The organism is Burkholderia sp. ABCPW 14 (assembly GCF_001523835.1).
Taxonomy (GTDB): Bacteria; Pseudomonadota; Gammaproteobacteria; order Burkholderiales; family Burkholderiaceae; genus Burkholderia; species Burkholderia mayonis.
This window is the reverse complement of the sequence record NZ_LOVS01000034.1, coordinates 24379-49645: the sequence shown is the minus strand read 5'-3', so window position 1 is coordinate 49645 and position 25267 is coordinate 24379. Positions and strand designations below refer to the sequence as shown.

Below are 25267 nucleotides of genomic sequence, written 5' to 3'. Positions count from 1 at the left end.
AGGCGCAGGCGGCGGACGGTCGATCGGGCTGCAAGAAGCGGGCGGCGAGGGAGGCGTCATTGCGGCGACGCATCGAAACATGTGCGGTTGGCGTCCGGCGCGGTGCGGACCGGCGTTGCATGCGGCGTGGCGACGGATGGGGCGAATCGGACGCGGGAACGGCGCGGCGCATCGCGGAGCAAGATCATGATGCGGGGAGCCGACGAGTCGGGAACCGGGGCGGGCGTGCGAATCGTGGATCGCGAGCCGAGAGCCGAGAGCCGAGAGCCGAGAGCCGAGAGCCGCGAACCAGGAGCCAGGAGCCAGGAGCCTGGAGCCAGGAGCCAGGAGCCAGGAGCCAGGAGCCAAGAGCGGCGCGGCTCTCGCGCCGGCGCCCTTCGGGGGCGCCGCGCCCCGTCACTGCAGGATCAGCCGCAACTGCGCGTCGGCGTGCTCGCCGGGCGCTTTCGTGAAGCCGCTCTTCGCGTAGCGGTGCCAGCGGCCGAGCACGTAGCTGACGACGAGGCTCGCGCGCAGCGCCGGATCGTAGTCATCCGCCAGCGGCACGGCAGGCGGGGCGTCGGCGCGGGCGTTGGCCTCGAGGAGCGCGACGCGCAGGCATTGCTTGATCGACGCCTCGATCCGCTCGAGCATCTGATTGACTCGCTCGGCGAGGCGCTCGTGCTCGCCGACGAGCGCCTCGCCCGTCAGCACGCGCGTCATGCCGGGATTCTTCGCGGAGAAATTGAGCAGCATCAGCGCAATCGAGCGCGCCTGCAGCACGCCGTTCGGCTCGTTCGCGGCGATCTGGTTGACGAGCCCGAAGAACGTCCCCTCGATGAATTCGATGAGTCCTTCGAACATCTGCGCCTTGCTCGCGAAATGCCGGTAGAGCGCGGCCTCCGATACGTCGAGGCGCGCGGCGAGCGCCGCGGTCGTGATCTTCTCGCTTTTCGGCGATTCGAGCATCGATGCGAGCGTCTGCAGGATGTGCACGCGGCGCTCGCCCGGCTTCGGGCGCGCGCGGGCGCCCGAAGCGGTGTTGCGTTCGTCGTTCGCCGCTGCGTTTACTGCCGGGTCCTGCGGGTAAGTCGGCTGCATTTTCGTCGCCCCGATCGAGTGCCCAATCGCAGCGATTTTAGCGAACCAATGCGACGATCGACATAGTGCGGTCGTCCGTAGCTTGGCAGATGACCGGGCAGGTGCCCCGTGATCCAGACGGTGCGGATGCCGAGCCGCCTGTAGCGCTTCAGGTGGCCGCGCGTGTCCTCGACGAGGATCGCGTCCGAAAGGCGCGCGTGCGCGGCGCGCATCGCCCGGCGCAGCATCGTCGCATCGGGCTTTGCGCGCCACGCGTGGCGGTCGCGCATGTGCTCGATCGCGATCACGCGCTCGAACAGGCGCTCGATCTTCAGTTCGCGCAGCACGGCGCGCGCGTACGCTTCGGGCGCGTTCGTCAGCACGATTTTGCGGCCGGGCAGCGCGGCGACGAGCCGCGCGAGCCCGCGCTCGGCGCGCACCATCGACGGCAGGTCGGCGAACGTGTGGACGACTTTCAGGAAATCGTGCGGATCGATCGGATGATGGCGTGCGAGGCCGAGGAGCGCCGCGCCGTAGCGGCGCGTGTAGTGGGTGCGCAGGTGATCGGCTTGCGCGCGCTCGACTTTCAGCATATCGACGATGTACTGCGTCATCGCCTGATTGATCGCCGGGAAGATCGCGTGCGACGCATGGTGCAGCGTGTTGTCGAGGTCGAAGAGCCAGACGGGGCCGCCCGCGTGCGGGCGGGGGCGCCGCGCGCGCTGGCGTTCGGGCGTCTGCTCGCCCGCCGGCGGCAAGGCCGCGCGAGGCGGCGGACGGCGCGTGCTCAATGCGAGCGGATCATCGTGCCGAACGGCTGCTCGGTCAGAATCTCGAGCAGCACCGAGTGCTCGATCCGGCCGTCGACGATGTGCACCGACTTCACGCCGCTCTTCGCCGCGTCGAGCGCCGACGAGATCTTCGGCAGCATGCCGCCCGAGATCGTGCCGTCTTCGAACAGCGCATCGATTTCGCGCGCGGATAGATCGGTCAGCAGGTTGCCTTCCTTGTCCATCACGCCGGGAATGTTCGTCATCATCACGAGCTTTTCGGCGTTCAGCACGGTCGCGAGCTTGCCGGCGACGAGGTCCGCATTGATGTTGTACGAGAGGCCGTCTTCGCCGAAGCCGATCGGCGAGATCACCGGGATGAACGCGTCGTCCTGCAGCGCCCTCACGACGGCCGGGTTGATCGCCTCGACCTCGCCGACCTGGCCGATGTCGACGTACTGGCCCGGGTTGTCGCGATCCGGCATCATCAGCTTGCGCGCGTGGATGAGGCCGCCGTCCTTGCCCGTCAGGCCGACTGCATGGCCGCCGAAGTGGTTGATCAGCGTGACGATGTCCTGCTGCACCTCGCCGCCCAGCACCCATTCGACGACTTCCATCGTCTCTTCGTCGGTGACGCGCATCCCCTGGATGAACGTGCCCTGCTTGCCGATCTTCTTGAGCGCCTGGTCGATTTGCGGGCCGCCGCCGTGCACGATCACCGGATTGATGCCGACGAGCTTGAGCAGGATCACGTCGCGCGCGAAGCCTTGCTTGAGCCGTTCTTCCGTCATCGCGTTGCCGCCGTATTTGATGACCACGGTCTTGCCGTGGTAGCGGCGAATGTAAGGCAGCGCCTCCGCGAGGACTTCGGCTTTCAGTACGGGAGAGATCTGCGAGAGGTCGATCGGCTCGGACATGGCGGCGGCTCTGGTGCGAAACGGTTGAAACAGGCGGAATTGTACAGGAGTGGCGCAGCGCAGCATGGGGTTTTTGGCCGTTCGGCCGATGCCGAAAGCGCGTGCGGCAACCCGGGGCCGCCGACCGAAAAGTGGGGTTTTCCTGCGCAATCCGCATGCAATTTCCGCGCGCGGCGCTTATGCTTGGGGCGTAGTGCTCGGCTGCGGCCGCGAGGCGGTTGCCGAGCGGTCGCGTCGAGGTCGCGGGTCGGCTGTCCCGGCCGGCGCCGATGTTCGCCCTTTCGTCCTTTATTGCCCATTCCGGCTTGACCCGGCCAATCCGCGATGACCGTGCCCGCCGCTTCGTCCGGCCTGATCAGCAAGCGTTGCCCGCGCTGCGGCAGCGCATTCGACTGCGGTGCCCGCACGCGTCCGTTCACCTGCTGGTGCGCGGCGATGCCGGGCCTGCCGCCGGGCGCGCAGCCCGCGACGGGCGCGCGCTGCCTGTGTCCGGAGTGTCTCGCCGACGAGATTGCCCGGCGCGTCGCCGCAAGCGAAGGGGGCGACCGCCCGGCGCGCGAAGACTAAGAAGGTAAACTGCGCGGATGCAACGAATCACCACCACCGGACGCGTCAACCTGAGCCATCTGTTCTGGTTGCGCAATCTCGCGATCATCGGCCAACTCGTCACGATCGCCGTCGTACAGACCTATTTCGGCGTCCATCTGCCGTTGCCCGCGATGCTGATGGTGATCGCGCTCGAAATCGTCTTCAACGCGCTCACGTGGGTGCGCGTGCTGCGCGCGCGGCCCGAGACCAACTTCGAGCTGCTCGGCCAGCTGTGGGTCGACCTGGGCGCGCTCTCGGCGCTTCTCTTCCTGTCCGGCGGGACGACGAACCCGTTCGTGTCGCTTTATCTGCCGTCGCTCGCGATCGCGGCCGCGGTGCTGCCGTGGCACCTGATGATCTGGCTCGCAGCGTTCGCGGTCGCCTGCTATCTCGCGCTCGGCTTCGATTCGGTGCCGCTCAACCTGGATAATCCGGCGAATCTGTTCGATTATTTCCGTGCGGGCATGTGGGTGAACTTCATGGTGAGCGTCGGGCTCATCGCGTGGTTCGTCGCGCGGATGTCGAGCGCGCTGCGCCAGCGCGACGCGGCGCTCGGCGAGGCGCAGCAGGCTCTTCTGCGCGACGAGCGCGCGGTCGCGCTCGGCGTGCAGGCAGCCACGGTCGCGCACGAGATGGGCACGCCGCTGTCGACGATCGCGATGCTGACCGAGGAATTGCGCGAGGCCGCTCGCACGGACGTGGGGCTCGCGCGCTACGATGCCGACCTGAAGGTGCTCGAGGAGCAGATGTCGCAGTGCACGTCGGCGCTCGCGCGCCTCAGAAGCCGCGCATCGGAGCGGCCGAGCCGGCAGCCGGCCGCCGAATGGCTCGACACGTTCGTCGAGCACTGGCGGCTGCGCCATCCGCACGTGCTGTTCGAGCGGCGGGGGCCGCAGCCCGTGGGCGTCGCGCTCGACGACACGGTCGCGGTCGGCCAGATCCTGACCATCTTGCTCGACAATGCCGCGCGCGCGAGCCGCGATCGCGTTACGCTGATGGCAACGATCGCGCACGACGGCGCACGCGACGAGATCGAGTTCGAAGTATGCGACAACGGACCGGGCATCCCGGCTGCGTTGCGCGATGCGCTCGGCGCGGCGCCGGTCGACAGCACGCAGGGCGGCCACGGGGTTGGCCTGTATCTGGCGTTCAGCGCGGCGGCGCGCCTCAGCGGCTCGATCGAGCTCGCCGACGCGCAGCCGCGGGGCACGCGGGCGATCCTGCGGCTGCCGGTCGCGCGCCAGGTGGCGGCCGAGATGGCGAACGGTAACGGATAGACAAGACGGAGTGATGCAAATGAGCGACAAGAATTTCCTCGTGATCGACGACAACGAAGTGTTTGCCGGCACGCTGGCGCGCGGGCTCGAGCGCCGCGGCTACGTGGTGCGGCAGGCGCACAACAAGGACGAGGCGCTCAAGCTTGCGGGCGCCGAGAAATTCCAGTTCATCACCGTCGATCTGCACCTCGGCGACGATTCGGGCCTGAGCCTCATCGCGCCGCTGTGCGATCTGCAGCCCGATGCGCGGATCCTCGTGCTGACGGGCTACGCGAGCATCGCGACCGCGGTGCAGGCGGTGAAGGACGGCGCGGACAACTATCTCGCGAAGCCGGCGAACGTCGAATCGATCCTCGCCGCGCTGCAGACGAACGCGAGCGAAGTGCAGGCCGAGGAGGCGCTCGAGAATCCGGTGGTGCTGTCGGTCGACCGGCTCGAATGGGAGCACATCCAGCGCGTGCTCGCGGAGAACAACAACAACATCTCGGCGACCGCGCGCGCGCTCAACATGCACCGCCGCACGCTGCAGCGCAAGCTCGCGAAGAAGCCGGTGCGGCAGTAAGCGGGAGGCGCGCCGCGGGCGCGCGAGCGGCGCTCGGCGTGTCGCGGCGACGGCCGGCGACCGGCGGCAACCGCCGCGCCATCGATGCCGCGCCGCGCGCCGCCTTGTGCGCGCCGCGCCGAAACGAAAAAAAACGGGCAGCCCGCAAGGGACTGCCCGTTTTTTTCATGCGGCGGCGGAGAAATCGCTTCGCGTTACAGCACGTAGCGCGACAGATCCTCGTCCTTCGACACCTCGCCGAGCGCACGGTCGACGTACGCTGCGTCGATCGTCACGCTCTGGCCGGCGTGGTTGCCCGCCGCGAACGACACTTCCTCGAGCAGCTTCTCGATCACCGTGTAGAGACGCCGCGCGCCGATGTTCTCGGTCTTTTCGTTGACCGAGTACGCGATCTCGGCGAGCCGGCGGATGCCGTCGTCGGCGAACTCGAGCTGCACGTCCTCGGTCGCGAGGAGCGCCTGATACTGCTTGACGAGGCTCGCGTCGGTCGCGACGAGAATCGCTTCGAAGTCCTTCACCGACAGCGAATCGAGCTCGACGCGGATCGGAAAGCGCCCTTGCAGTTCGGGGATCAGGTCACTCGGCTTCGCGAGATGGAACGCGCCGCTCGCGATGAACAGGATGTGATCGGTCTTCACCATCCCGTACTTCGTGTTGATCGTCGTACCCTCGACGAGCGGCAGCAGATCGCGCTGGACGCCCTGCCGCGACACTTCGCCGCCGCCGCCTTCGTGGTTGCGCGATGTGATCTTGTCGATCTCGTCGAGGAACACGATGCCGTTCTGCTCGACGTTCTGCACGGCCTTCGTCTTCACTTCCTCTTCGTTCAGCATCTTCGCCGCTTCCTCGTCGGTGAGCAGCTTCAGCGCTTCCTTGATCTTCAGCTTGCGGCGCGTCTTCTTGCCGCCGCCCAGGTTCGAGAACATCGAGCGGATCTGCTCGGTCATCTCTTCCATGCCCGGCGGCGCCATGATGTCCATGCCGACCGTCGGCTGCTCGATGTCGAGCTCGACGTCCTTGTCGTCGAGCTGGCCTTCGCGCAGGCGCTTGCGGAATGTCTGGCGGGTCGCGTTGTTGTCGTCGTTCGCGTGCTCGGCGCTCGCGCCGAAGCCGACCGCGCGCGGCTGCGGCAGCAGGATATCGAGGATGCGGTCCTCGGCCTGGTCGGTCGCCTTGCTGCGCACCTTGCGCATTTCCGCTTCGCGGGTCTGCTTGACCGAGGTCTCGATCAGGTCGCGCACGATGCTGTCGACGTCGCGGCCGACGTAGCCGACTTCGGTGAACTTGGTCGCTTCGATCTTGATGAACGGCGCATCGGCGAGCTTCGCGAGGCGGCGCGCGATTTCGGTCTTGCCGACGCCCGTCGGCCCGATCATCAGGATGTTCTTCGGCGTGATTTCCGTGCGCAGCGGATCGGCGACCTGCTGGCGGCGCCAGCGGTTGCGCAGCGCGACCGCGACGGCCCGCTTCGCCTTGTCCTGGCCGATGATGTGCTTGTCGAGTTCCGAGACGATCTCGGCAGGGGTCATGGTGCTCATTGCTTCGTCCTTACTCGATGGTCTCGATGATCCGGTTGTGGTTCGTGTAGATGCACATGTCGCCCGCGATCTCGAGCGCCTTCTCGACGATGTCGCGCGGGGACAGATCGGTGTTCTCCGCGAGCGCGCGCGCGGCGGCCTGTGCGTACGCGCCGCCCGAGCCGATCGCGCAGATCCCGCCTTCCGGGTCGAGCACGTCGCCGTTGCCGGTGATGACGAGCGTCGTGCTCGCATCGGCCGTGATCAGCATCGCTTCGAGACGGCGCAGCATCCGGTCCGTGCGCCAATCCTTCGCGAGCTCGACGGCGGCGCGCGTCAGGTTGCCCTGGTGCTTTTCGAGCTTCGCCTCGAAGCGGTCGAGGAGCGAGAACGCGTCGGCCGTGCCGCCCGCGAAGCCGACAAGCACCTGGTTGTTATAGATGCGGCGCACTTTGCGCGCACCGCCCTTCATCACGATGTTGCCGAGCGTGACCTGGCCGTCGCCGCCGAGCGCAACCTTGTCTCCGCGTCGCACGGAGACGATCGTCGTGCCGTGAAATTGCTCCATCTGTATTCCTCGAGAAAGACGGGGGATGCGGGGCGCGCGGGGCGCCGCCGCGTGATGCGGCGCGCGGAAGCCGTGGCCTGGCGGCCGGCTCGACGCGCATTGTCTTCATTTTAGGGCGGGCGCCGCGATATCAAGAGCGGCGTGCGGCGGGCGTCGCCGCGAGGGGAAAGGACGCGGCGGCGGGAAAAACAAAAGCGCGCGGCAGGCCGCGCGCTTTGTGCAAAGCGTGTCGGGCGCGGAAGGCGGGCCGCGCCGGGAAGGTCAGTCGCCGAACAGCTTCTGACGCAGCTCGCGGCGCTCTTGCGCCTCGAGCGACAGCGTCGCTGTCGGACGTGCGAGCAGACGCGGGATGCCGATCGGCTCGCCCGTCTCTTCGCACCAGCCGTATTCGCCCGAATCGATACGGGCGAGCGACTGCTGGACCTTCTTGAGAAGCTTCCGTTCGCGGTCGCGCGTGCGCAGTTCGAGCGCGTGCTCTTCCTCGATCGTCGCACGATCGGCGGGATCCGGCACGATCACCGTTTCGCGCAGATTCTCGGTCGTCTGGCCCGCATTGCGGAGAATTTCCGCCTGCAATTGTTCGAGCCGATTTTTGAAGAAGGCGAGCTGATCCTCATTCATGTAATCCTTGTCGCTCATCTTCAGGATTTCGGCTTCGGTCAAGAGTTTCTTCGTCATCTGCTTGCTTCTTCAATGTGCGGCGAATCCATGGATATTGCCCGCACTTTGGGATTACCCGCAACAGCCCTTGCAATTGTTTGCCATTCGCTGCGGCGGGGCCGAAAGCCTCCGGATACCGGACCCATCTCGTTCAGTACTCCCTTGGGCGGACCGGATTGCGCGTGACCGGCGGGCGGCCATCCCCGGCGCTCTACCGCGCCGCCCAGGCTCCACGCAAGGATCGGGCCTGCCGTCGCCCTTCTCCAGCGGGCAGGTATTGTAACTGAATCACAAGCCGTCGCCGTATCGGGTCGATCCCCTGCCGATCAAGCGGTATCGTGAAAATATAACCCGCAAATCAGGAAAAAGCGATGACGTCCGCATGTCGGTCCGCAGCCGGCGCGGCGGCCTTCCCGGCATGCGCGCGGCAGCGGCCAACGGCTTGCCCGTGGCCGACGCTCGGACGTTCCGCTTGCGGCTGCCGTGACGCGTGGGTTTTGTGGTTGGCCCGGTCGTTCTGCGTTGCTGCGATTCGCCTGCCAAATGTCTTGCGTCTTGCGGCCCGGCGGCTTGCGGCTTACGGCTTACGGCTCGCGATTTGCGGCGCGCGATTTGCGGCGCGCGGTCGGCGGCCGCGCGCTATCGAGATCGGCGACGGGCGGCGAAGCCGCGCCGCACTCGCGCGCCCGGCCCGCTCGAATCGTACTGCGCAGGCCGCATCGTGCGAGTCCGTGCGCGGATTCCGAGCCGCGCGCGCCGTTGCCGCTCGCTTATGCGAGGCAGGCGTCGAGGCCGTCGGTAATGAGGTCGCGCGGCAGGTCGATGCCGATGAACACCATCTTGTTGGTCTTCTTCTCGGCCGGCAGCCATTTCGCCGCGAGGTCGCTGCCCATCATCTGGTGCACGCCCTGGAACACGACCTTGCGGTCGACGCCCTTCATGTACAGCACGCCCTTGTAGCGCAGCATCCGCTCGCCGTAGATCTGCAGGATGCCGCCGAGGAAGTCCTCGAGCTTGTTCGGGTCGAACGGGCGGTCGTTGCGGTAGACGAACGACTTGATCTTGTCGTCGTGGTGCGCGTGGTGATGATTCTGATGGCCGTGCTCGTGATCATGCTCGCAATGGCCGTGATCGTGGTCGCAATGCGCGTGATCATGGTCGTGGCCCTGATCGTGATGGTCGTGATGCTCGTGCTCGTCTTCGGCGAGGAAGTCCGGATCGATCTCGAGCTTTGCGTTCAGGTTGAAGCCGCGCAGGTCGAAGATCTCCTTGATGTCCGCGTCGCCGAAGTTCACGACCATGATCGCCGCCTTCGGGTTCATGTGCAGCAGGCGGTGCTTGAGGTCCGAGACCGTCTCGTCGTCGACGAGATCCGCCTTCGTGATGAACAGCCGATCGGCGAAGCCGACCTGTCGCTGCACGACCTCGTGCTCGTCGAGCTGCGCGTCGGCATGCTTCGCGTCGACGAGCGTGATGACCGCGTCGAGCAGGAATTCGTCGGCGATTTCGCCATCGATGAAGAACGTCTGCGCGACGGGGCCCGGATTCGCGAGGCCCGTCGTCTCGATCACGACGCGGTCGAAATCGAACTTGCCGTCGCGTTTCTTCGCGGCGAGATCGGCGAGCGCGCGCGCGAGGTCGCCGCGGATCGTGCAGCAGATGCAGCCATTGCTCATCTGGATGATCTGCTCGTTCGATTCCTGGACGAGGATCTCGTTGTCGATGTTCTCCTCGCCGAACTCGTTTTCGATCACGGCGATCTTCATGCCGTGCTGTTCGTTCAGGATGCGCTTGAGCAGCGTGGTCTTGCCGCTGCCGAGGAAGCCGGTGAGGATAGTGACGGGAATGGCCATGTCGTCGATCGCCTGTGGTTCGTGAAACGGGGTCAAAACCGCTGAATAAAACAGCGCGCCCGGCGAGACTTCCCGGGCGCTCAATTGATAATTGAAACATATCTGTCAAGCCCCCGCTGCCGGCCGGACGGCCAGGGCGGCGCGGGCTCGCACTGTGCCGCCGGTTCAGATCGGGGTGATCACGCGATTTGCAACAGCAGCCCTTTCAGATATTCGCCTTCGGGGAACGCGGTCAGCAGCGGGTGGTCGACGCCCGCGCCGAGGCGCTTCAGGATCCGCGCGTCGACCTTCGCGTCGGCCGCCGCGCCCGCGACGATCTTCTGGAATAGATCCATGTCGATCGCGCCGGAGCACGAGTACGTGAACAAGAGGCCGCCCGGGCGCAGCAGCTTGAAGCCGCTCAGGTTGATGTCCTTGTAGGCGCGCGCGGCACGGTCGACGCTGTCGCGAGTCGGCGCGAATTTCGGCGGATCGAGGACGATGAGGTCGAAGCGCTCGCCGTCTTCGACGAGACGGCGCAGCGTCTTGAACGCATCCGCGTCGAGCCACTCGGCGCGCGCCGCGTCGAAGCCATTCGTCGCGACGTTCTGCTGCGCGAGCGCGAGCGCGTCGCCCGACGAATCGATCGACACGACCCGCTTCGCGCCGCCCTTCAGCGCTGCGAGCGAGAAGCCGCCCGTATAGCAGAAGCAGTTCAGCACGTCGCGATCGCGCGCGTACTGCGCGACGAGCGCGCGGTTGTCGCGCTGGTCGACGTAGAAGCCCGTCTTGTGCCCGTTGCGGACGTCGACGTGATACAGCACGCCGTTCTCGTTCGTGATCAGCGTATCGGGCGGTGCGTCGCCGGCGAGCACGCCCGTCGTCTGTTCGAGGCCTTCTTTCTCGCGGATCGACACGTCCGAGCGCTCGTAGACGTTCGGGCAGCCGGTCGCGGCGACGAGCGCCGCGACGATCGCGTCCTTCCACTGCTCGACGCCCGCCGCCATGAACTGGCAGACGAGCTGCGCGCGGCCCGCGCCGGCGGTGCCGTCGTTCGACGTGGCTTGCGCCGCCGCACCGTCCTCGGCGGCGTGCGCCGCGGTGGCTCCGCCGGGAACTTGCGCCGCGATGTAGTAATCGACGATGAGCCCCGGCAGCCCGTCCGCCTCGCCGAAGACGAGCCGCACCGCGCCCGTGCCCGAGATCATCGCGTTGCGATGCGCGATCGCGCGCTGCACGCGCCGCTTGAAGAACGCGTGGTCGATCGGCTCGGCCTCGTCGAAGCTCCACGCGCGCAGCCGGATCTGCGAATGCGGGCTATACGCCGCGCGCGCGAGGAAGCGCCCGTCGTGTGCGCGCACGATGACGGTCGCGCCGGGCGCGGGCTTGCCGTCGACGCGCTCGATCGCGTTCGCGTAGACCCACGGATGGCGGCGCAGCAGGGATTTGTCTTTCGACGGCTTGAGCGTAACGGTATGCATGTCGGGATCGAAAAAGCCGCGTCGGACGCGGCGGAATGTGATTCGGTGAGCGTGGGCGACGCGCGTCAGTCGCGCTTCTTCGCGCGTGGATGCGCGCTGTCGTAAATCTTCGCCAGATGCTGGAAGTCGAGCGACGTATAGACCTGCGTCGCCGAGATGCTCGCGTGGCCGAGCAACTCCTGCACCGCGCGCAGGTCGCCGCTCGACTGCAGCACGTGCGTCGCGAACGAGTGGCGCAGCACGTGCGGATGGACGTTCGCCGGGATGCCCGCCGCGAGCGCCGCGCGCTTCACGCGCTCGCGCACGACGCCGGGCGACATCCGGTTGCCGCGCACCGACAGGAAGAGCGGATGCGGATCGTGCCTCACGAACTCGCCGCGCACCGCGAGCCATGCGTTGAGCGCGTCGATCGCCTTGCGGCCGACGGGCACCTTGCGCTCCTTGTCGCCCTTGCCGCGCACCGTGACTTCCGCTTCGGCGAGGTCGAGCCAGCCTTCGGAGCGATGCTCGCCGTTTCTCACGTACGCGACGTCGAGGCCGATCAGCTCGGCGAGCCGCAACCCGGACGAATAGAACAGCTCGAGGATCGCGTGGTCGCGCAGGCTCTCGGCGGTGCTGGACGTCGGTGCGTCCATCAGCGCGGCTGCGTCGTCGACGGACAATGCCTTCGGCAGCAGCTTCGCGCGCTTCGGCGCGCGGATCGTCGCCACCGGATTCGCGTTCATCTCGACGTGCTGCGCGAACCAGCGGTAGAACGCGCGCCATGCGGACAGCCGGTGCGAGATCGAGCGCGCCGACAGGCCGCCCGCATGCGCGCGCGCGACCGCGCTGCGCACGTCGACGGCCGTCAGGCTTTCGAACGGCCGGCCGTTCGCGAGCTTCTTCAGCTCGTCGAGCTCGTGCGCGTACGCGCGCAGCGTGTGGTCCGACAGCTTCCTGACGTGCCGCAGGTTCGACAGGTAGTCGGCGATCGGGTCGGCGGCCATGGCGCGGTCGGGAGGCGAGGCGCTCTGCGCGGCCGTCAGTGCGGCAGCAGGCGCGTGAGCGCCGCGCTCGCGAGCGCGCCGATCTGCGTGAGGAAATCGGTGCCCATCCCGTCGTGGAAGCGCCGCGGGTCCGGCGAGCCCAGCACGAGCAGGCCGAACGCGCTCGCGCCGTCGCCCGCTGCGGGCGCGCGCAGCGCGATCAGCGCGACCGATTCGGCGGCGCCGCTCGCGGCGGGCGCGTCGCCGCCGTCGACGGCTGGCGCGGCCGCGACGGGCGCGAGCCACTGCGCGGCCTCGAAGCCGGTATTCGCTCCGCAATAAGGGGTCGCAAGGCTGTTCGTGAAGAGCCGCACTTCCTCGCCGACGTTGCGCGCGAAATCGGCTTGCGCGTAGGTGTCGGCGACATCCCAGAGCCTCAGCGCCGTCTGCGGCACGTCGAACATGTCGGCGAGGCCGCCCGCGATCGAGCGCGGCAGCGCGTACGGATCGCGCTCGGCGATCACGCGCGCGGTCCAGCGGTTGAATTTCGCGGCGAGCCCGTCGTTCTCGTGGCCGTAGCGCAACAGCTCGGCGAGCCGGCGTTCGAGATGCTTGTTCTTGTCTCGCAGCATCTCCATCTGCCGCTCCTGCAGCGACACGGCCGCCTTGCCGTGCGGGTTCGCGAGCTTGATCGTCGCGAGCAGCTCCGCGTGCGTGGCGAAGAATTCGGGGTTGGCGAGCAGGTAGTCGGCGACTTCGCGATCGTTCATGGCGCTTCGTTCAGCTTCAGCAAATGAAAGGTCAGACAACAAAAGGCCGGACGGACAGGTCGATCACGCCTTCGAAGACGGTCGTCGCCGGGCCGGCCATCAGCAGCGGCGCGCTTTCGTCGCGCGCGCCGTCCCACGAGATCGTCAGCGTGCCGCCATGCGTATGGACCGTGACGGGCGAATCGAGTTGCCCGCGCCGGATGCCCGCCGCGACCGCTGCGCACGCGCCCGTGCCGCACGCGAGCGTCTCGCCCGCGCCGCGCTCGTAGACGCGCAGCTTCACCTCGTGGCGCGACACGCGCTGCATGAAGCCCGCGTTCACGCGCTGGGCAAAGCGCGGATGGCGCTCGATCGCGGGCCCGTCGACGAGCACCGGGAACGCCTCGGCGTCGTCGACGATCTGCACCGCGTGCGGATTGCCCATCGACACGACCGAGATCCAGCGCGTCGCGCCGTTCACGTCGAGCGGCCACAGCGTGTCGGCGCCTTCGCGGCGGCCATCGAGGCCGCTCGCGTCGAACGGCACGCGAGCCGGCTCGAATACCGGCGCGCCCATGTCGACGACGACCTCGCCGTTGTCCTGCATCGTCAGCGTGATCACGCCGTGCTTCACTTCGACGCGCACGCTCGCCTTGTCGGTGAGCCCGTTGTCGCGGACGAACTTGACGAAGCAGCGCGCGCCGTTGCCGCAGTGCTCGACCTCGCCGCCGTCGCAGTTGAAGATCCGGTATTTGAAATCGGCGCCTTCGACGGTCGGCTTTTCGACGAGCAAGAGCTGATCGGCGCCGATCCCGAAGTGGCGGTCGGCGAGCGCGCGCACCTGCGCGCCGGTGAGCGTGGGCAGCGCGCGGGTGTAGCCGTCGAGCACGACGAAGTCGTTGCCCGCGCCGTGCATCTTGGTAAACGAGAGTTTCATGGGCGCTATTGTATGCCGCGGCGGCGAGGTCAATAGAAGCTCGGCTCGCCGGGCGGGCGCGTCTTGAAGCGCTTGTGCACCCAGTAGTACTGCTCGGGCATCAGCGGGATCTGCGCTTCGAGGAATGCGTTCATCCGGCGCGCGTCGAGATCGTCGTCGCCCGTCGGATAATTTTCCCAAGGTTTGAACACTTTCAGCCGATAACCCTTGTAATCGGGCAGCACTTCGCCGATGAACGGCACGACCTGCGCACGGCCGACCTGCGCGAAGCGGCCGACAGCCGTCAGCGTGCAGGTCGGGACGCCGAAGAACGGCACGAAGGTCGAGTTGCGCAGCCCGTAGTCCATGTCGGCGCCGAGCATCACCGGCTTGCGGTCGCGCAGCCAGCGCAGCACGACGCGGGCGTTGTCCGCCCGGCTCGCCAGCTCCGCGCCGAAGCGGCTGCGGCCGGCCTTGGCCGCGGCTTCGATCAAAGGATTCTTCATCGGCGTATAGAGCGAGCCGCATATGCGGCCGAGCGCGAGATTGATCGCCATCGAGCCGGCTTCGATGCCGACGAAATGGAAGCCGAGCAGCAGGGTCGGCGGCATGTCCGGATCGGTGAGGTCGATCTCGCTCTCGACCGTGTACAGCTTGCGGAAGGTTTCTTCCGACGCGAACCACTGATAGCTGCGCTCGACGTAGCTGCGGATCGCGTGCCGGAAGTGCTGGCCGGCCACTTCCTCGCGGCGCGCGTCGCTCCAATCAGGGAAGCAAAGTTTCAAATTGATGTGTACGATGCGCTTTCGCCGGCTGGGGATCCGATAGAGCAGCCAGCCAAGGCCGTCGCCGAGGCGCGCGGTCAATCCGTAGGGCAGGACCGCGAGGAATTTGAGGAATGCGACGGCGAGCTGCGTGCCGAGACGGCCTAGCATGCGAATCCTCCGTCGATCCGGACGGCCGGCGCGATGAGAACAGGGTTGAAGGACAGCGGAAGGGGCAACACGATCGACGCTCTGTGACAATTCGAGAAAGCCGCTATAATACGGGCTTCGCCGAGTTAACTGACAACTTGCGGGGCGAAGCCGGCGGGCGCGACAAGCGTCCACGGCGCAGGAAATCCGCTAAAGCGTCGCCACTTCGGGCCTCAGGAAGCTGGCTACGTGAACTTCAACCGTAACCAAAACAGGAGCCTGAGAACGTGGCAAACGATTATCTCTTTACGTCCGAATCCGTTTCCGAAGGCCATCCGGACAAGGTCGCGGACCAAATCTCCGACGCGATCCTCGACGCAATCCTCGCGCAAGACAAGTATTCCCGTGTCGCAGCCGAAACGCTGTGCAACACCGGCCTCGTCGTGCTGGCCGGTGAAATCACGACGACGGCGAACATCGACTACATCCAGATCGCCCGCGACACGATCAAGCGCATCGGCTACGACAACACAGATTACGGCATCGACTACCGGGGCTGCGCGGTGCTCGTCGCGTACGACAAGCAATCGCCGGACATCGCGCAAGGCGTCGACCGCGCGCACGACAACAACCTCGATCAAGGCGCAGGCGACCAGGGCCTGATGTTCGGCTATGCGTGCGACGAAACGCCCGAGCTGATGCCGCTGCCGATCCACCTGTCGCACCGCCTCGTCGAGCGCCAGGCGAACCTGCGCCGCGACGGCCGCCTGCCGTGGCTGCGTCCGGACGCGAAGTCGCAGGTGACGGTCCGCTACGTCGACGGCAAGCCGCATTCGATCGACACCGTCGTGCTGTCGACGCAGCACGCGCCGGACATCGAACTGCCCGCGCTGCGTGAAGCGGTGATCGAAGAGGTCATCAAGCCGACGCTGCCCGCCGACCTGATCAAGGGCGACATCAAGTTCCTCGTGAACCCGACCGGCCGCTTCGTGATCGGTGGCCCGCAAGGCGACTGCGGGCTGACCGGCCGCAAGATCATCGTCGACACGTACGGCGGCGCGGCCCCGCACGGCGGCGGTGCGTTCTCGGGCAAGGATCCGTCGAAGGTCGACCGCTCGGCTGCTTACGCGGGCCGCTACGTTGCGAAGAACATCGTCGCCGCGGGCCTCGCGTCGCGCGCGCTGATCCAGGTGTCGTACGCGATCGGCGTCGCCGAGCCGACCTCGGTGATGGTCAATACGTTCGGCACCGGCCGCGTGTCTGACGAGACGATCACGAAGCTCGTCCGCGAGCACTTCGACCTGCGTCCGAAGGGCATCATCCAGATGCTCGACCTGCTGCGTCCGATCTACGAGAAGACCGCCGCCTACGGCCACTTCGGCCGCGAAGAGCCGGAATTCTCGTGGGAAGCCGCCGACAAGGCGCTCGTGCTCGCCGAAGCGGCTGGCGTCGAGCCGGCCGTGCAAGTCGCCTGACGCACGGTTCGCCGTAGCAAACAAAAACCCCGGTCTCGGCCGGGGTTTTTTCATTTCGGCTTCGCTCGCGTCCTGCTTCGGCGTTGCCTGCGTTCGTCGCGGCATGCGGCTTGCGGGACGCGGCGAATTGCCGCGTGCTTCGCGCGTTCAGCGCGCGGCGAACACGAACCAGCCGGTGCTCGCTGCGAGACGGCGCGGCCGGTTGATCCGGGGCGGCGCGACGCTCGCGCGATGCAGCGACGGCACGCGCAGTCGCAACGCCGGCTTTTGCAGCAGCGAGCGCAGCGCGGTGCGGCGTGCCGCCGCATGCGCACTCATCAGCGACAGGAACGCGTGCAGCCACGCGCGCAGGCCGTCGAGCCGCGGCTGGTGCTGGCGAGCGCGCTCGGCGAGCACGCTCGCCCGGGCGCTGTGGTGGCGCAACGCGCGCACGATCCGGTGCGGCGCCGACGGCGCGCTCTTCGGGGTGCGGTGAAGACGGGAAGTCAGTCGGAAAGGCATGACGAAAATAATTCGCTCGTAGATTGCGCCCATTTCGGGGCGCGAATGTAAAAACGGCCGTTATGCGGCACGGGTCGAACCCATCGTACCGAAAGCATCGGTGCGCCGCTGCCCGCGAAAACTAGCAGGTGCGTCGAGGCTACAGGCGATTCGTGACGCCAAAAAGTCGCGCTAACCCTTGTGCGCAGGCGCGTGGCGCGCGGGCCTGCCGAACTTAGTGGCGCGCGCGCGGCCGGCAGTTCCTTTGCGTTACATCAAATTCGCCGCTGCGATCGCGCGCCGTTTTCCGCTTGGCGGCGTCGCGGCCGAGCATGTCGAGCACGTCCGCTTTACAATCGATCGTTGATAAAAATTATGTCGAACATCCCATGTCTTCCTTGCACCCGGAGTTGATTCACACGCAGGTCCAGACGCTGCGCGAGCGCGGCTTCGTCGTTGCTCCGGGGCTCGTGGCGCCCGAGCGGTGCGCGCAACTGAAGGCGATTGCCGAGCGGCAATTGCACGAAGCGGCGCAGCCGCTCGAATTCGAGGCCGACTTGCGCTATCCGGGCGCGCCCGAATCGCGGCACGCGCCGGGCGGCCATACGGTGCGGCGCCTGCTCGACGCGTACGCGCGCGACGAAGCGTTCGCCGAGCGCGCGACGGCGCCCGAGATCGCCGCGTGGATGCGTGCGTATTTCGGCGAGACGCCGATGCTGTCGCGCGCGCATCACAACTGCATGATGACGAAGCATCCGGCATACGGCAGCCTGACCGGCTGGCATCGCGACGTGCGCTACTGGTCGTTCGAGCGTCCGGACCTCGTGTCCGTGTGGCTCGCGCTCGGGCCAGAGACGAACGAGAATGGCGCGCTGTGGCTCGTGCCGGGCTCGCATGGCGCGGAATTCGGGCCGGAGAGCTTCGACGAAGCGAAGTTTTTCCGCGGCGACGTGCCGGCGAACCGGCAGTTGATCGACCAGGCAGTGTGTCCGGAGCTCGCCGCGGGCGACGTCGTGTTCTTCCACTGCAACACGCTGCATTCGGCGGGTCAGAACCGCACCGATCAGGTGAAGTTCTCGCTCGTGTTCACCTACCACGGCGACAGCAATCGACCGGTTCCGGGCTCGCGCTCGGCGTCGAAGCCGGAAGTGCGCTTCTAGTTCGCCGTTCGCGGCGGCGGCCGGGAGCGGCGTGATTCGCGATTAGCGATGCGTCGCGTGTCGCGCGTTCGTCTCATGCGGGATCGGATGCGCGCGGCCTTGCATCGCGCGCAAGCAACTGATGATCGGACAACGACCGGGCGGCCGCATGCGGGCCGCCCGTTTTCGTCTTGGGGCAGTGCCGAAAGCGCGAGCGCGTCAGCGCTTGCCGCTCGGCATCGACAGGCCGATCAGCCCGACGAGCGTCGCGACGACGCCGCCCGCGATCAGCATGGTCGTCTTTGTCGAAGGCGAGCCGGTGAAGAAGCGTGCGATGCCGTCGTTGATCGAATGAAACGACTGGCCACCGAAATACAGCAGCACGACGCCGCCGACGATGAGCGCAACGGAAATCGCTCGAGTCATGAAAATCCTCGCTGAATCGGATGATGAAGACGCCGCAGTGTAGGGGAGCGCCGCCGTCGCGTCCATCGCGGCAGCGCATTGCTGCACGATTCGCGATCGTTGGCTAACATGGCCGGCTGAGGTTCGTCCGGCCGGATCGCGTCCGGCCTCGTTCAACGTCCTGACGGGAATTCAGATGGCCTACGAAGCAGCTTCCGAGCGCTATGCGGACATGCAGTATCGCGTATGCGGCAAATCCGGGCTCAAACTGCCGGCGCTTTCGCTCGGCTTGTGGCACAACTTCGGCGACACGACGCCGATCTCGACGCAGCGCGAGATCATGCGCACCGCATTCGATCTCGGCATCACCCATTTCGATCTCGCGAACAACTACGGGCCGCCGTACGGCAGCGCCGAAACGAACTTCGGCCGGCTGCTGCGCGAGGACTTCAAGCCGTATCGCGACGAACTCCTGATTTCGACGAAGGCCGGCTGGGACATGTGGCCCGGTCCGTACGGCAGCGGCGGCGGCTCGCGCAAGTACGTGCTCGCGAGCCTCGATCAGAGCCTGCAACGGATGGGGCTCGACTACGTCGACATCTTCTACTCGCACCGCTTCGATGCGCACACGCCGCTCGAGGAAACTGCGAGCGCGCTCGCGACGGCCGTGCAGCAGGGCAAGGCGCTCTACATCGGGATCTCGTCGTATTCGGCGGCGAAGACGCGCGAGATCGCGAAACTGCTCGCCGAATACAAGGTGCCGCTCCTGATTCACCAGCCCGCGTACAATCTGCTCAATCGCTGGATCGAGCGCGAACTGCTCGATGCGCTCGACGAGACGGGTTCTGGCTGCATCGCGTTCACGCCGCTCGCGCAGGGGCTTCTGACGTCGAAGTACCTGAACGGCGTGCCAGCCGATGCGCGAATCAACAAGCCGGGCGGCGGATCGTTGAAGGACGATCACCTGAGCGTGCAGAACCTCGATCACGTGCGCAAGCTGAACGAGATCGCGCAGCGGCGCGGCCAGAGTCTCGCGCAAATGGCGCTCGCGTGGGTGCTGCGCGATCGGCGCGTGACGTCCGCGTTGATCGGCGCGAGCCGCGCGGAGCAGGTGCGCGAAAACGTGGCGGCGCTCCAGCAGCTCGCATTCAGCGACGATGAGATCGCCGAAATCGATCGCTATGCGACGGAAGGCGGGATCAACTTGTGGGAAAAGCCGTCCACCGATCAGGCGATCTGATCGGTAGTCATCCTGACGACGTGCCTGCTGCCGGTTTCCGGCGTGCCGAATGCGGCGCAGGCGGATGTGCGTGGCGCGGGCGTCGCGGCTAGATTAGCGCGGGGAGCCCTTCGACCAGCAGCACGGCGACGGCCATGCCGAGCATCGCGCCGAGCACGCGCAGTACGTTATGACGGAATTCGGTCGCGCACGGGATCGCGCCGAGGAACAGCGCGCCGGCGAGCGCCATCGGGATCAGCAGGATGAAGTCGCCGATCGTGAAGTAAGTCGACATGCGTGTCTCCTTTCTTGTCTGGCCCGGTCGCGTGCGGGGCGGCCGGTTGCTTCGAGTATAGGTAACGGCCGGCGATTTGGGGCTATCCGAAGCCTCGTAGCGCGACGAAAATTCGCAGTTTGCTGGGTTGATTGCGAACAATCTGGCGATACGCTTTCATTTCGTCTTTCTAATTGCTTTCTCGTGTTGCGACGCAGTGAACAAGGCGCCCGCATGTTGCAGTGCGGGCGCCTTGTCTTCAGGCCGCCGTCATTCGCGCGCGGTGCGTCGGAACGCGAGCGCGAGCCCCGCGAGAATCGCGATCATGCCGACGATCTCAAGCGGCGCGAGACGATTGCCGAGCCACGCGGCATCCATGAGCGCGGTGACGACCGGGACGAGATAGAAAAGGCTCGTCACGTCGACGAGGTCGCCTTGCTGCATCAGCCGATAGAACAGCAACTGCGCGAACACCGAGATCACGATGCCGAGCCATGCGAGCGGCAGCACGAACGACCAGCTCGCTTCGAACGAGATCGGCTCGAACGGCGCGATCAGCACGCACAGCCCGAGGCCGAGTGCGTTCTGCAGCGGCAGCACGTCGATCGGCGCCGCGCGCACGCGTTTTTGCAGCAGCGCGCCTGTCGTGATCGCGAGCAATGCGCCGAGTGCGCACGCGGCGCCCGACACCGGCGCGTCGCCGCCCGCAATGCTCCGGTAGACGACGAGGCTCAAGCCGATCAGCGCGAGTGCGAGTCCCGCGAGCCGCGCGCCCGATGCGCGGCGTTCGAGTACGACGAGCGTGAGGATCGGCTGCACGCCGAGGATCGTCGCGAGGATGCCGGGCGCGAGCCCGCGCTCGAGCGCGAGCAGATACAGGATCGAGTAGCCGCCCGTGAGCAGCAGCCCGGTCGCGACCGTCGTGCGGCGCGCGCCGGGCGGCGGCAGCCAGCGGCGTCGCGCGAGCGACAGCACGAGCAGAACGAGCGATGCGAGCGCGAAGCGCGCGATCAGGAAAGCGAATGCGGACGCATGCCGCAGGCCGAGTTCGGCGAAGATCGCTCCGCTGCTCCACAGCAGCACGAAGAGCGACGTCGCACCATGCGCAGCGAGCGCGGGTTTGACTGAAGCCATCTGAAATCCACCTGTCGATCGGATCGGAACGCTCCGAACGCACGCGCGCGCGAATACGCCGCGCACGAGCGCGCGGAACGGTTCGGTCAGCGGCGAACGGAGAGCGAGAGAAGTTGCGCGGCGGTCAGCCGAGCAGCGCGGCCGGAGGAGGCGGCGCGCCGACGCGCGGCAAAGCGGCAGGCGGACGATGCGCGCACGCGCGCGGCAGCCGTGCGATTGACGGCTTCGATACGGCGCGGGCGGGCAACGAGGGTTTCATCGCGGCGAGTGGGAAAGGAAATGCAAGAGCGTCAAAGGTAGCGCATCGATGCGTCGCTTGGCAATCGCTTCGGCGGCGTCATGCCGTCAAGCGGCGCCGACGCGTTCGCGCACGCGCAGCCAAGTCGCCGCGACGACACCCAGCACGAGCAACGCGCCGACGAGCATCGCGACGCCCGGCCAGTCGAGCGTGCTCCAGAAGCGTCCGCCGAACGAGCCGACGACGCTCGAGCCGATGTAATACGCGAGCAGATAGAGCGCCGCGGCCTGGCCCTTGCCGTGCTGCGCGAGCCGGCCGACCCAGCCGCTCGCGACCGCGTGGCCGGCGAAGAAGCCGAACGTCACGCACGCGATGCCCGCGGCGATCGCGGCGACGGGATGGAGCAGCGTCAGCGCGACGCCCGCGAGCATCACGACGAGGCTTGCGATCAGCACGCGGCCGCGGCCGAGCGTATCGGCGAGTCGCCCCGACAGCGGCGACGCGATGACGCCCGTCAGATAGACGACGAAGATCGCGCTGATCGTCGTCTGGCCCATCGAATACGGCGGCGCGAGCAGCCGATAGCCGATGTAGTTGTAGAGCGTGACGAAGCTGCCCATCAGCACGAACGCCATCAGAAACAGCACGGGCAGTTCGCGCCGCTTGCCGAGATGGTGGGCGAGCGACGCGCGATGATGCGCGAGGTTGAGGCCGCGGCGCGGCGTGAAGTGCCGCGACGGCGGCAGCAGCGTGCGAAACGCGAGCATCGATGCGAGACCGAGCAGGCCGATCACGCCGACTGCGACGCGCCACGAGAACAGACCGGTGAGAATGCCGGTGATCACGCGCCCCGCCATCCCGCCGATCGCGGTGCCGCCGACGTAGAGACCCATCGCGAGTCCGAGCCCGTCCGGATGCACTTCTTCCGCGAGATACGCCATCGCGACCGCGGGCACGCCGCCGAGCGCGAGTCCCGTCAGCGCGCGCAGGATCAGCAACTGATGCCAATGCGGCGCGAACGCGGCGGCGAGCGTGAGGAGCGACGATGCGGTGAGCGATGCCGTCATCAGCTTGTGACGGCTCAGCGCTTCGGAGATGAAGCCTGCGACGAAGACCGCGGCGGCGAGCGCGGCGGTCGCGAACGACAGCGCGAGACTGCTCTGCGCGGGGCTCACGCCGAACGTGTTCGAGAACTCGGGCAAGAGCGGCTGCACGTAGTAGAGCAGCGAAAACGTCGCGTAGCCGGCGAACAGCAGCGCGAGGCTCGCGTGCCAGTAGCTGCGCGAGCCGCGTTCGAGATACGAAGCGGACGGCGCGGACGGCGCGGACGAAGCGGACGGCGCGGACGGCGCGGACGGCGCGGACGAAGCGGACGAAGCGGACGAAGCGGACGGCGCGCGCTCGACGGCCGATGCGTCGTCCTGACGCGCGCGGGCGGCGCGCCGCGGCGCGCCGGATGATACAGTCACGCTGATTCTCCAAGCGAAGCAAACCTAAACGATACGCCGGTTGTTCGTTCGGCGTCGTTTCGTCAGATGAGGCGTTGGCTTTTGGCCGCACTTCAGAATCAATCGCCGAATGGCGGTCGCGCGCGTCAGGGTATGATGGAGCGACGCGCTGCCGTAATAATGGCGGCGTCGCGGCGGCGTAATCGACGCATCCCGCGAATTGGCGGTACCTTTGTCGTCAGCTCGCGTTTTCGCGATTCCATGAACGGTGAACAATGGGATACGCGCAACCGTCGCCGCATGGATGCGCAATTCGGGTATTTCCGGCCGGGCAGCACGCGGCCGGCTTTGAAAGCGGGGAAACATCATGCATGTCGGTTCGATTGTCTGCACCACCCACATCGCCGTGCCGAAAGGCGCGCGCGGCATCGTCCAGCGCATTCTCGGGGACATGGCGATGGTGACCTGGTACGCGGGCGTGCCGGGCGAATCCAAGGAGCTCAATACCGAGCCATTCTTTCTCGAGGATCTGATCGACACCGGCGAATCCGTGCTTCCCGCGGGCGCGGCGCTGCACTGACCGCTCGTCTTTCGGCCTCGCGCGCGGCACAATGCGGGGCATGACCGACGCCACTTCCGAATCCACCGCAGCCGGCGACAACGCCGGCTTGCCTTTTGCAGGTCTCACGCCGGAGCGTGTTCTCGACGCGCTCGACAGCGTGCTGATCCCCGCCGGTTCGCGCACCGACGGGCGCCTGCTCGCGCTCAACAGCTACGAAAACCGCGTCTATCAGGCAGGCATCGAAGATGGGCCGCCGATCGTCGCGAAGTTCTATCGTCCGCATCGCTGGCCGAACGACGCGATCCTCGAAGAGCATGCGTTCGTCGCCGAACTGGTGGCGCGCGAGATTCCGGCCGTACCGGCGCTCGCGTTCGACGGCCGCACGCTGCACGAATTCGAAGGCTTTCGCTTTGCGATCTTCGAGCGGCGCGGCGGTCGCGCGCCCGAGCTCGATCGTCGCGACACGCTCGAGTGGCTCGGCCGTTTCATCGGTCGCATTCACGCGGTCGGCGCGACGAAGCCGTACGTCGCGCGGCCGACGCTCGATATCGATACGTTCGGCTACGAGCCGCGCGACTTCCTGATGTCGCACGACTTCGTGCCGGACGACGTTCGGCCTGCTTATGAAGCGGCGGTGACGCTCGCACTGGAAGGCATCGCGCAAGCGTACGAGCGCGCGGGCGACGTGCGGATGCTGCGCGCGCACGGCGACTGCCATCCGAGCAACGTGCTGTGGACCGACGCGGGCCCGCACTTCGTCGACTTCGACGACAGCCGGATGGCGCCCGCCGTGCAGGACTTGTGGCTGCTGCTGCCGGGCGACCGGCCGGACGCGACGCGCGCGCTTGCCGATCTGCTCGCCGGCTACGAGGACTTTTGCGAATTCGATCCGCGTGAGCTGCATCTGATCGAGGCGCTGCGCACGCTGCGGCTCATTCATTACGCGGCGTGGCTCGCGCGCCGCTGGGACGATCCCGCGTTTCCGGCCGCGTTTCCGTGGTTCAACACGCATCGCTATTGGGAGGCGCGCGTGCTCGAATTGCGCGAGCAGATCGGCGCGATGCAGGAAGGACCGTTGTGGCCCGTGTGACGTTCGCCGGGCCGGTCGGGCGCGGCCTGCACTCGATCGACATCATGGGCGTGTGCGCCGCAGTCTTCGCGATTCCATAACGTCAGCTTCCCTAACGATCGATTGATCGCGTCGCATGCGACGAGGCTCGCTTCGCACGCGCGTCATCGCGTCCCTTGCAGGCGTCGGCGGCGCCGACGCCCTGCTTCGACGGCCGCCCGTGAGCGACTTGCGCAGCACGTCCTTCAGCGCGCCGAACACCGGATTGTCGTTGTCCTTCCGACACGCGAGCATCAGCTCGACGGGCTTCGCCGGCGTCGTGCGCACCGGCCGATAGACGACCCCCTCGAAGTGCAGCATCGACGCCGCCGCCGGAATCAGCGCGGCGCCGATGCCCGCGCGCACCAGCGCCAGCATCGAATGGATCTGGCTCACGTATTCGACGATGTCGGGCAGCACCTCGGCGCGCTCGAACAGTCCGCTCACCAGTTGGTGGAAATAGTGCGCCTCGTACGGCGAGTACATCAGCAGCGGCCGGCCCTCGCAATCGCGCAGCGTCGGGCGCTTCGGCCATGCGTCGGCGGCCGCCTCCGGCAACGCGAGCACGAGCGCCTCCCGCACGCACGGCACCGATGCGAGCTCGCCGTGCTCGACGGGCGGGCGCAGCAGCCCGACGTCGATCAGCCGCGCGTCGAGCGCTTCCAGATGCGCGCCGCTCACCATCTCCTTCAGCGTCAGCCGCACGTCCGGCGACGCGGCGCGCACCGCGCTCACGAGCGACGGCAGCAAGCCATAGCCGACCGACGCGGTGAAGCCGATCGCGAGCGTGCCGGCCGCGCCCGTCGCGACGCGTCGCGCGGCTCGCCGCCGCTTCGTCGGTGAGTCGCAGAATGCGGGCCGCATCGGGCAGGAAGCTGCGCCCGGCCGCCGTCAGCTTCACCGAGCGGCGCGTGCGCTCGAGCAACTCGGTGCCGATCTGGTGCTCGAGCAGGCGCACTTGCCGGGACAGCGGCGGCTGCGCCATGTGCAGGCGCTGCGGCCCTTCGGTC

25 protein-coding genes and 1 pseudogene are annotated in these 25267 nt (G+C 67.1%); 8 read left to right on the top strand and 18 right to left on the bottom strand.

Annotated elements, in window-relative coordinates:
- Positions 1-396: 396 nt before the first annotated feature.
- The 3 genes from slmA to argB are packed head-to-tail and all read right to left on the bottom strand — an operon-like array spanning position 397 to position 2746.
- Positions 397-1080 (bottom strand): nucleoid occlusion factor SlmA, encoded by a 684-nt coding sequence (gene slmA / locus WS62_RS05545; protein WP_066568771.1) that lies wholly within the window; start codon positions 1078-1080, stop codon positions 397-399.
- Entirely contained in the window at positions 1047-1850 is an 804-nt protein-coding gene (locus tag WS62_RS05540) for a pyrimidine 5'-nucleotidase (RefSeq protein WP_082720724.1), read from the bottom strand. The genes slmA and WS62_RS05540 overlap by 34 nt, the downstream gene beginning before the upstream one ends.
- On the bottom strand, positions 1847-2746 hold the full coding sequence (gene argB / locus WS62_RS05535; RefSeq protein ID WP_010100875.1) for an acetylglutamate kinase: 900 nt from the start codon (positions 2744-2746) through the stop codon (positions 1847-1849). Before argB ends, WS62_RS05540 begins: the two co-directional genes overlap by 4 nt.
- A 324-nt stretch (positions 2747-3070) precedes the next feature.
- On the opposite strand from argB, the gene WS62_RS05530 reads away from it, so the two are divergent.
- Genes WS62_RS05530 through WS62_RS05520 form a run of 3 tightly spaced genes read left to right on the top strand, consistent with a single transcriptional unit; the run spans position 3071 to position 5173 of the window.
- On the top strand, positions 3071-3313 hold the full coding sequence (locus WS62_RS05530; protein ID WP_066568766.1) for a cysteine-rich CWC family protein: 243 nt from the start codon (positions 3071-3073) through the stop codon (positions 3311-3313).
- Between the two features lie 17 nt (positions 3314-3330).
- A complete protein-coding gene (locus tag WS62_RS05525; protein ID WP_066568765.1) occupies positions 3331-4611 on the top strand; it encodes an ATP-binding protein in 1281 nt (426 codons plus the stop codon).
- Positions 4612-4630: 19 nt separating this feature from the next.
- Positions 4631-5173 (top strand): response regulator transcription factor, encoded by a 543-nt coding sequence (locus WS62_RS05520; RefSeq protein WP_010100880.1) that lies wholly within the window; start codon positions 4631-4633, stop codon positions 5171-5173.
- A gap of 194 nt (positions 5174-5367) precedes the next feature.
- On the opposite strand, the gene hslU is transcribed toward WS62_RS05520, so the two are convergent.
- The 9 genes from hslU to WS62_RS05475 all read right to left on the bottom strand — a co-directional run bounded on the left by hslU (position 5368) and on the right by WS62_RS05475 (position 14796).
- Positions 5368-6711, bottom strand: coding sequence for an ATP-dependent protease ATPase subunit HslU (gene hslU, locus WS62_RS05515; protein ID WP_066568764.1), 1344 nt, complete (start codon positions 6709-6711; stop codon positions 5368-5370).
- Between the two features lie 10 nt (positions 6712-6721).
- A complete protein-coding gene (hslV, locus tag WS62_RS05510; protein WP_059471495.1) occupies positions 6722-7258 on the bottom strand; it encodes an ATP-dependent protease subunit HslV in 537 nt (178 codons plus the stop codon).
- A gap of 261 nt (positions 7259-7519) precedes the next feature.
- Complete coding sequence (gene dksA / locus WS62_RS05505; RefSeq protein WP_010100883.1) at positions 7520-7936, bottom strand: RNA polymerase-binding protein DksA; 417 nt, start codon at positions 7934-7936, stop codon at positions 7520-7522.
- 752 nt (positions 7937-8688) lie between these two features.
- Positions 8689-9771, bottom strand: coding sequence for a CobW family GTP-binding protein (locus tag WS62_RS05500; RefSeq protein WP_066568761.1), 1083 nt, complete (start codon positions 9769-9771; stop codon positions 8689-8691).
- Positions 9772-9950: 179 nt separating this feature from the next.
- Positions 9951-11231, bottom strand: a complete 1281-nt coding sequence (locus WS62_RS05495; protein ID WP_066568758.1) for a class I SAM-dependent rRNA methyltransferase — start codon at positions 11229-11231, stop codon at positions 9951-9953.
- Between the two features lie 65 nt (positions 11232-11296).
- On the bottom strand, positions 11297-12217 hold the full coding sequence (xerC, locus tag WS62_RS05490) for a tyrosine recombinase XerC (RefSeq protein ID WP_066568756.1): 921 nt from the start codon (positions 12215-12217) through the stop codon (positions 11297-11299).
- Positions 12218-12252: 35 nt separating this feature from the next.
- Positions 12253-12966: a DUF484 family protein gene (locus WS62_RS05485; RefSeq protein ID WP_066568753.1), complete on the bottom strand. Its 714-nt coding sequence runs from the start codon at positions 12964-12966 to the stop codon at positions 12253-12255.
- A 31-nt stretch (positions 12967-12997) separates the two neighbouring features.
- Positions 12998-13882, bottom strand: a complete 885-nt coding sequence (gene dapF / locus WS62_RS05480; RefSeq protein ID WP_066568750.1) for a diaminopimelate epimerase — start codon at positions 13880-13882, stop codon at positions 12998-13000.
- A gap of 29 nt (positions 13883-13911) precedes the next feature.
- Positions 13912-14796, bottom strand: a complete 885-nt coding sequence (locus WS62_RS05475; RefSeq protein ID WP_066568746.1) for a lipid A biosynthesis lauroyl acyltransferase — start codon at positions 14794-14796, stop codon at positions 13912-13914.
- A 266-nt stretch (positions 14797-15062) separates the two neighbouring features.
- Here WS62_RS05475 and metK point away from each other — a divergent pair, with 266 nt between their 5' ends.
- Positions 15063-16250 (top strand): methionine adenosyltransferase, encoded by a 1188-nt coding sequence (gene metK, locus WS62_RS05470; RefSeq protein ID WP_059471504.1) that lies wholly within the window; start codon positions 15063-15065, stop codon positions 16248-16250.
- Between the two features lie 147 nt (positions 16251-16397).
- Here the strand turns inward: metK and WS62_RS05465 are convergent, their stop codons facing one another.
- Entirely contained in the window at positions 16398-16751 is a 354-nt protein-coding gene (locus WS62_RS05465) for a hypothetical protein (RefSeq protein WP_066488993.1), read from the bottom strand.
- A gap of 368 nt (positions 16752-17119) precedes the next feature.
- On the opposite strand from WS62_RS05465, the gene WS62_RS05460 reads away from it, so the two are divergent.
- On the top strand, positions 17120-17890 hold the full coding sequence (locus WS62_RS05460) for a phytanoyl-CoA dioxygenase family protein (protein ID WP_066568744.1): 771 nt from the start codon (positions 17120-17122) through the stop codon (positions 17888-17890).
- A gap of 198 nt (positions 17891-18088) precedes the next feature.
- Here the strand turns inward: WS62_RS05460 and WS62_RS05455 are convergent, their stop codons facing one another.
- The gene (locus WS62_RS05455) at positions 18089-18295 is read right to left on the bottom strand and encodes a DUF3185 family protein (RefSeq protein WP_059471506.1); all 207 of its coding nucleotides are present in this window, start codon (positions 18293-18295) and stop codon (positions 18089-18091) included.
- A gap of 175 nt (positions 18296-18470) precedes the next feature.
- Between WS62_RS05455 and mgrA the strand changes: the two genes are divergently transcribed.
- On the top strand, positions 18471-19514 hold the full coding sequence (gene mgrA, locus WS62_RS05450) for an L-glyceraldehyde 3-phosphate reductase (protein ID WP_066568741.1): 1044 nt from the start codon (positions 18471-18473) through the stop codon (positions 19512-19514).
- Between the two features lie 88 nt (positions 19515-19602).
- On the opposite strand, the gene WS62_RS05445 is transcribed toward mgrA, so the two are convergent.
- From WS62_RS05445 to WS62_RS05430, 3 genes are all read right to left on the bottom strand, one after another.
- Positions 19603-19788 carry a hypothetical protein gene (locus tag WS62_RS05445; protein ID WP_010100910.1) on the bottom strand — a complete coding sequence of 62 codons (186 nt, stop codon included), beginning with the start codon at positions 19786-19788 and terminating at the stop codon, positions 19603-19605.
- 249 nt (positions 19789-20037) lie between these two features.
- Positions 20038-20901, bottom strand: a complete 864-nt coding sequence (locus WS62_RS05440; protein ID WP_066568738.1) for a DMT family transporter — start codon at positions 20899-20901, stop codon at positions 20038-20040.
- Between the two features lie 345 nt (positions 20902-21246).
- Complete coding sequence (locus WS62_RS05430; protein ID WP_066568733.1) at positions 21247-22608, bottom strand: MFS transporter; 1362 nt, start codon at positions 22606-22608, stop codon at positions 21247-21249.
- A 346-nt stretch (positions 22609-22954) separates the two neighbouring features.
- Here WS62_RS05430 and WS62_RS05425 point away from each other — a divergent pair, with 346 nt between their 5' ends.
- Both WS62_RS05425 and WS62_RS05420 read left to right on the top strand, forming a co-directional pair.
- Complete coding sequence (locus WS62_RS05425) at positions 22955-23167, top strand: hypothetical protein (RefSeq protein WP_004198969.1); 213 nt, start codon at positions 22955-22957, stop codon at positions 23165-23167.
- A gap of 40 nt (positions 23168-23207) precedes the next feature.
- The gene (locus WS62_RS05420) at positions 23208-24239 is read left to right on the top strand and encodes a serine/threonine protein kinase (RefSeq protein ID WP_066568731.1); all 1032 of its coding nucleotides are present in this window, start codon (positions 23208-23210) and stop codon (positions 24237-24239) included.
- Between the two features lie 189 nt (positions 24240-24428).
- On the opposite strand, the pseudogene WS62_RS05415 reads toward WS62_RS05420, so the two are convergent.
- A pseudogene (locus WS62_RS05415) lies at positions 24429-25254 on the bottom strand (LysR substrate-binding domain-containing protein); the annotation flags it as partial.
- Positions 25255-25267: the final 13 nt, after the last annotated feature.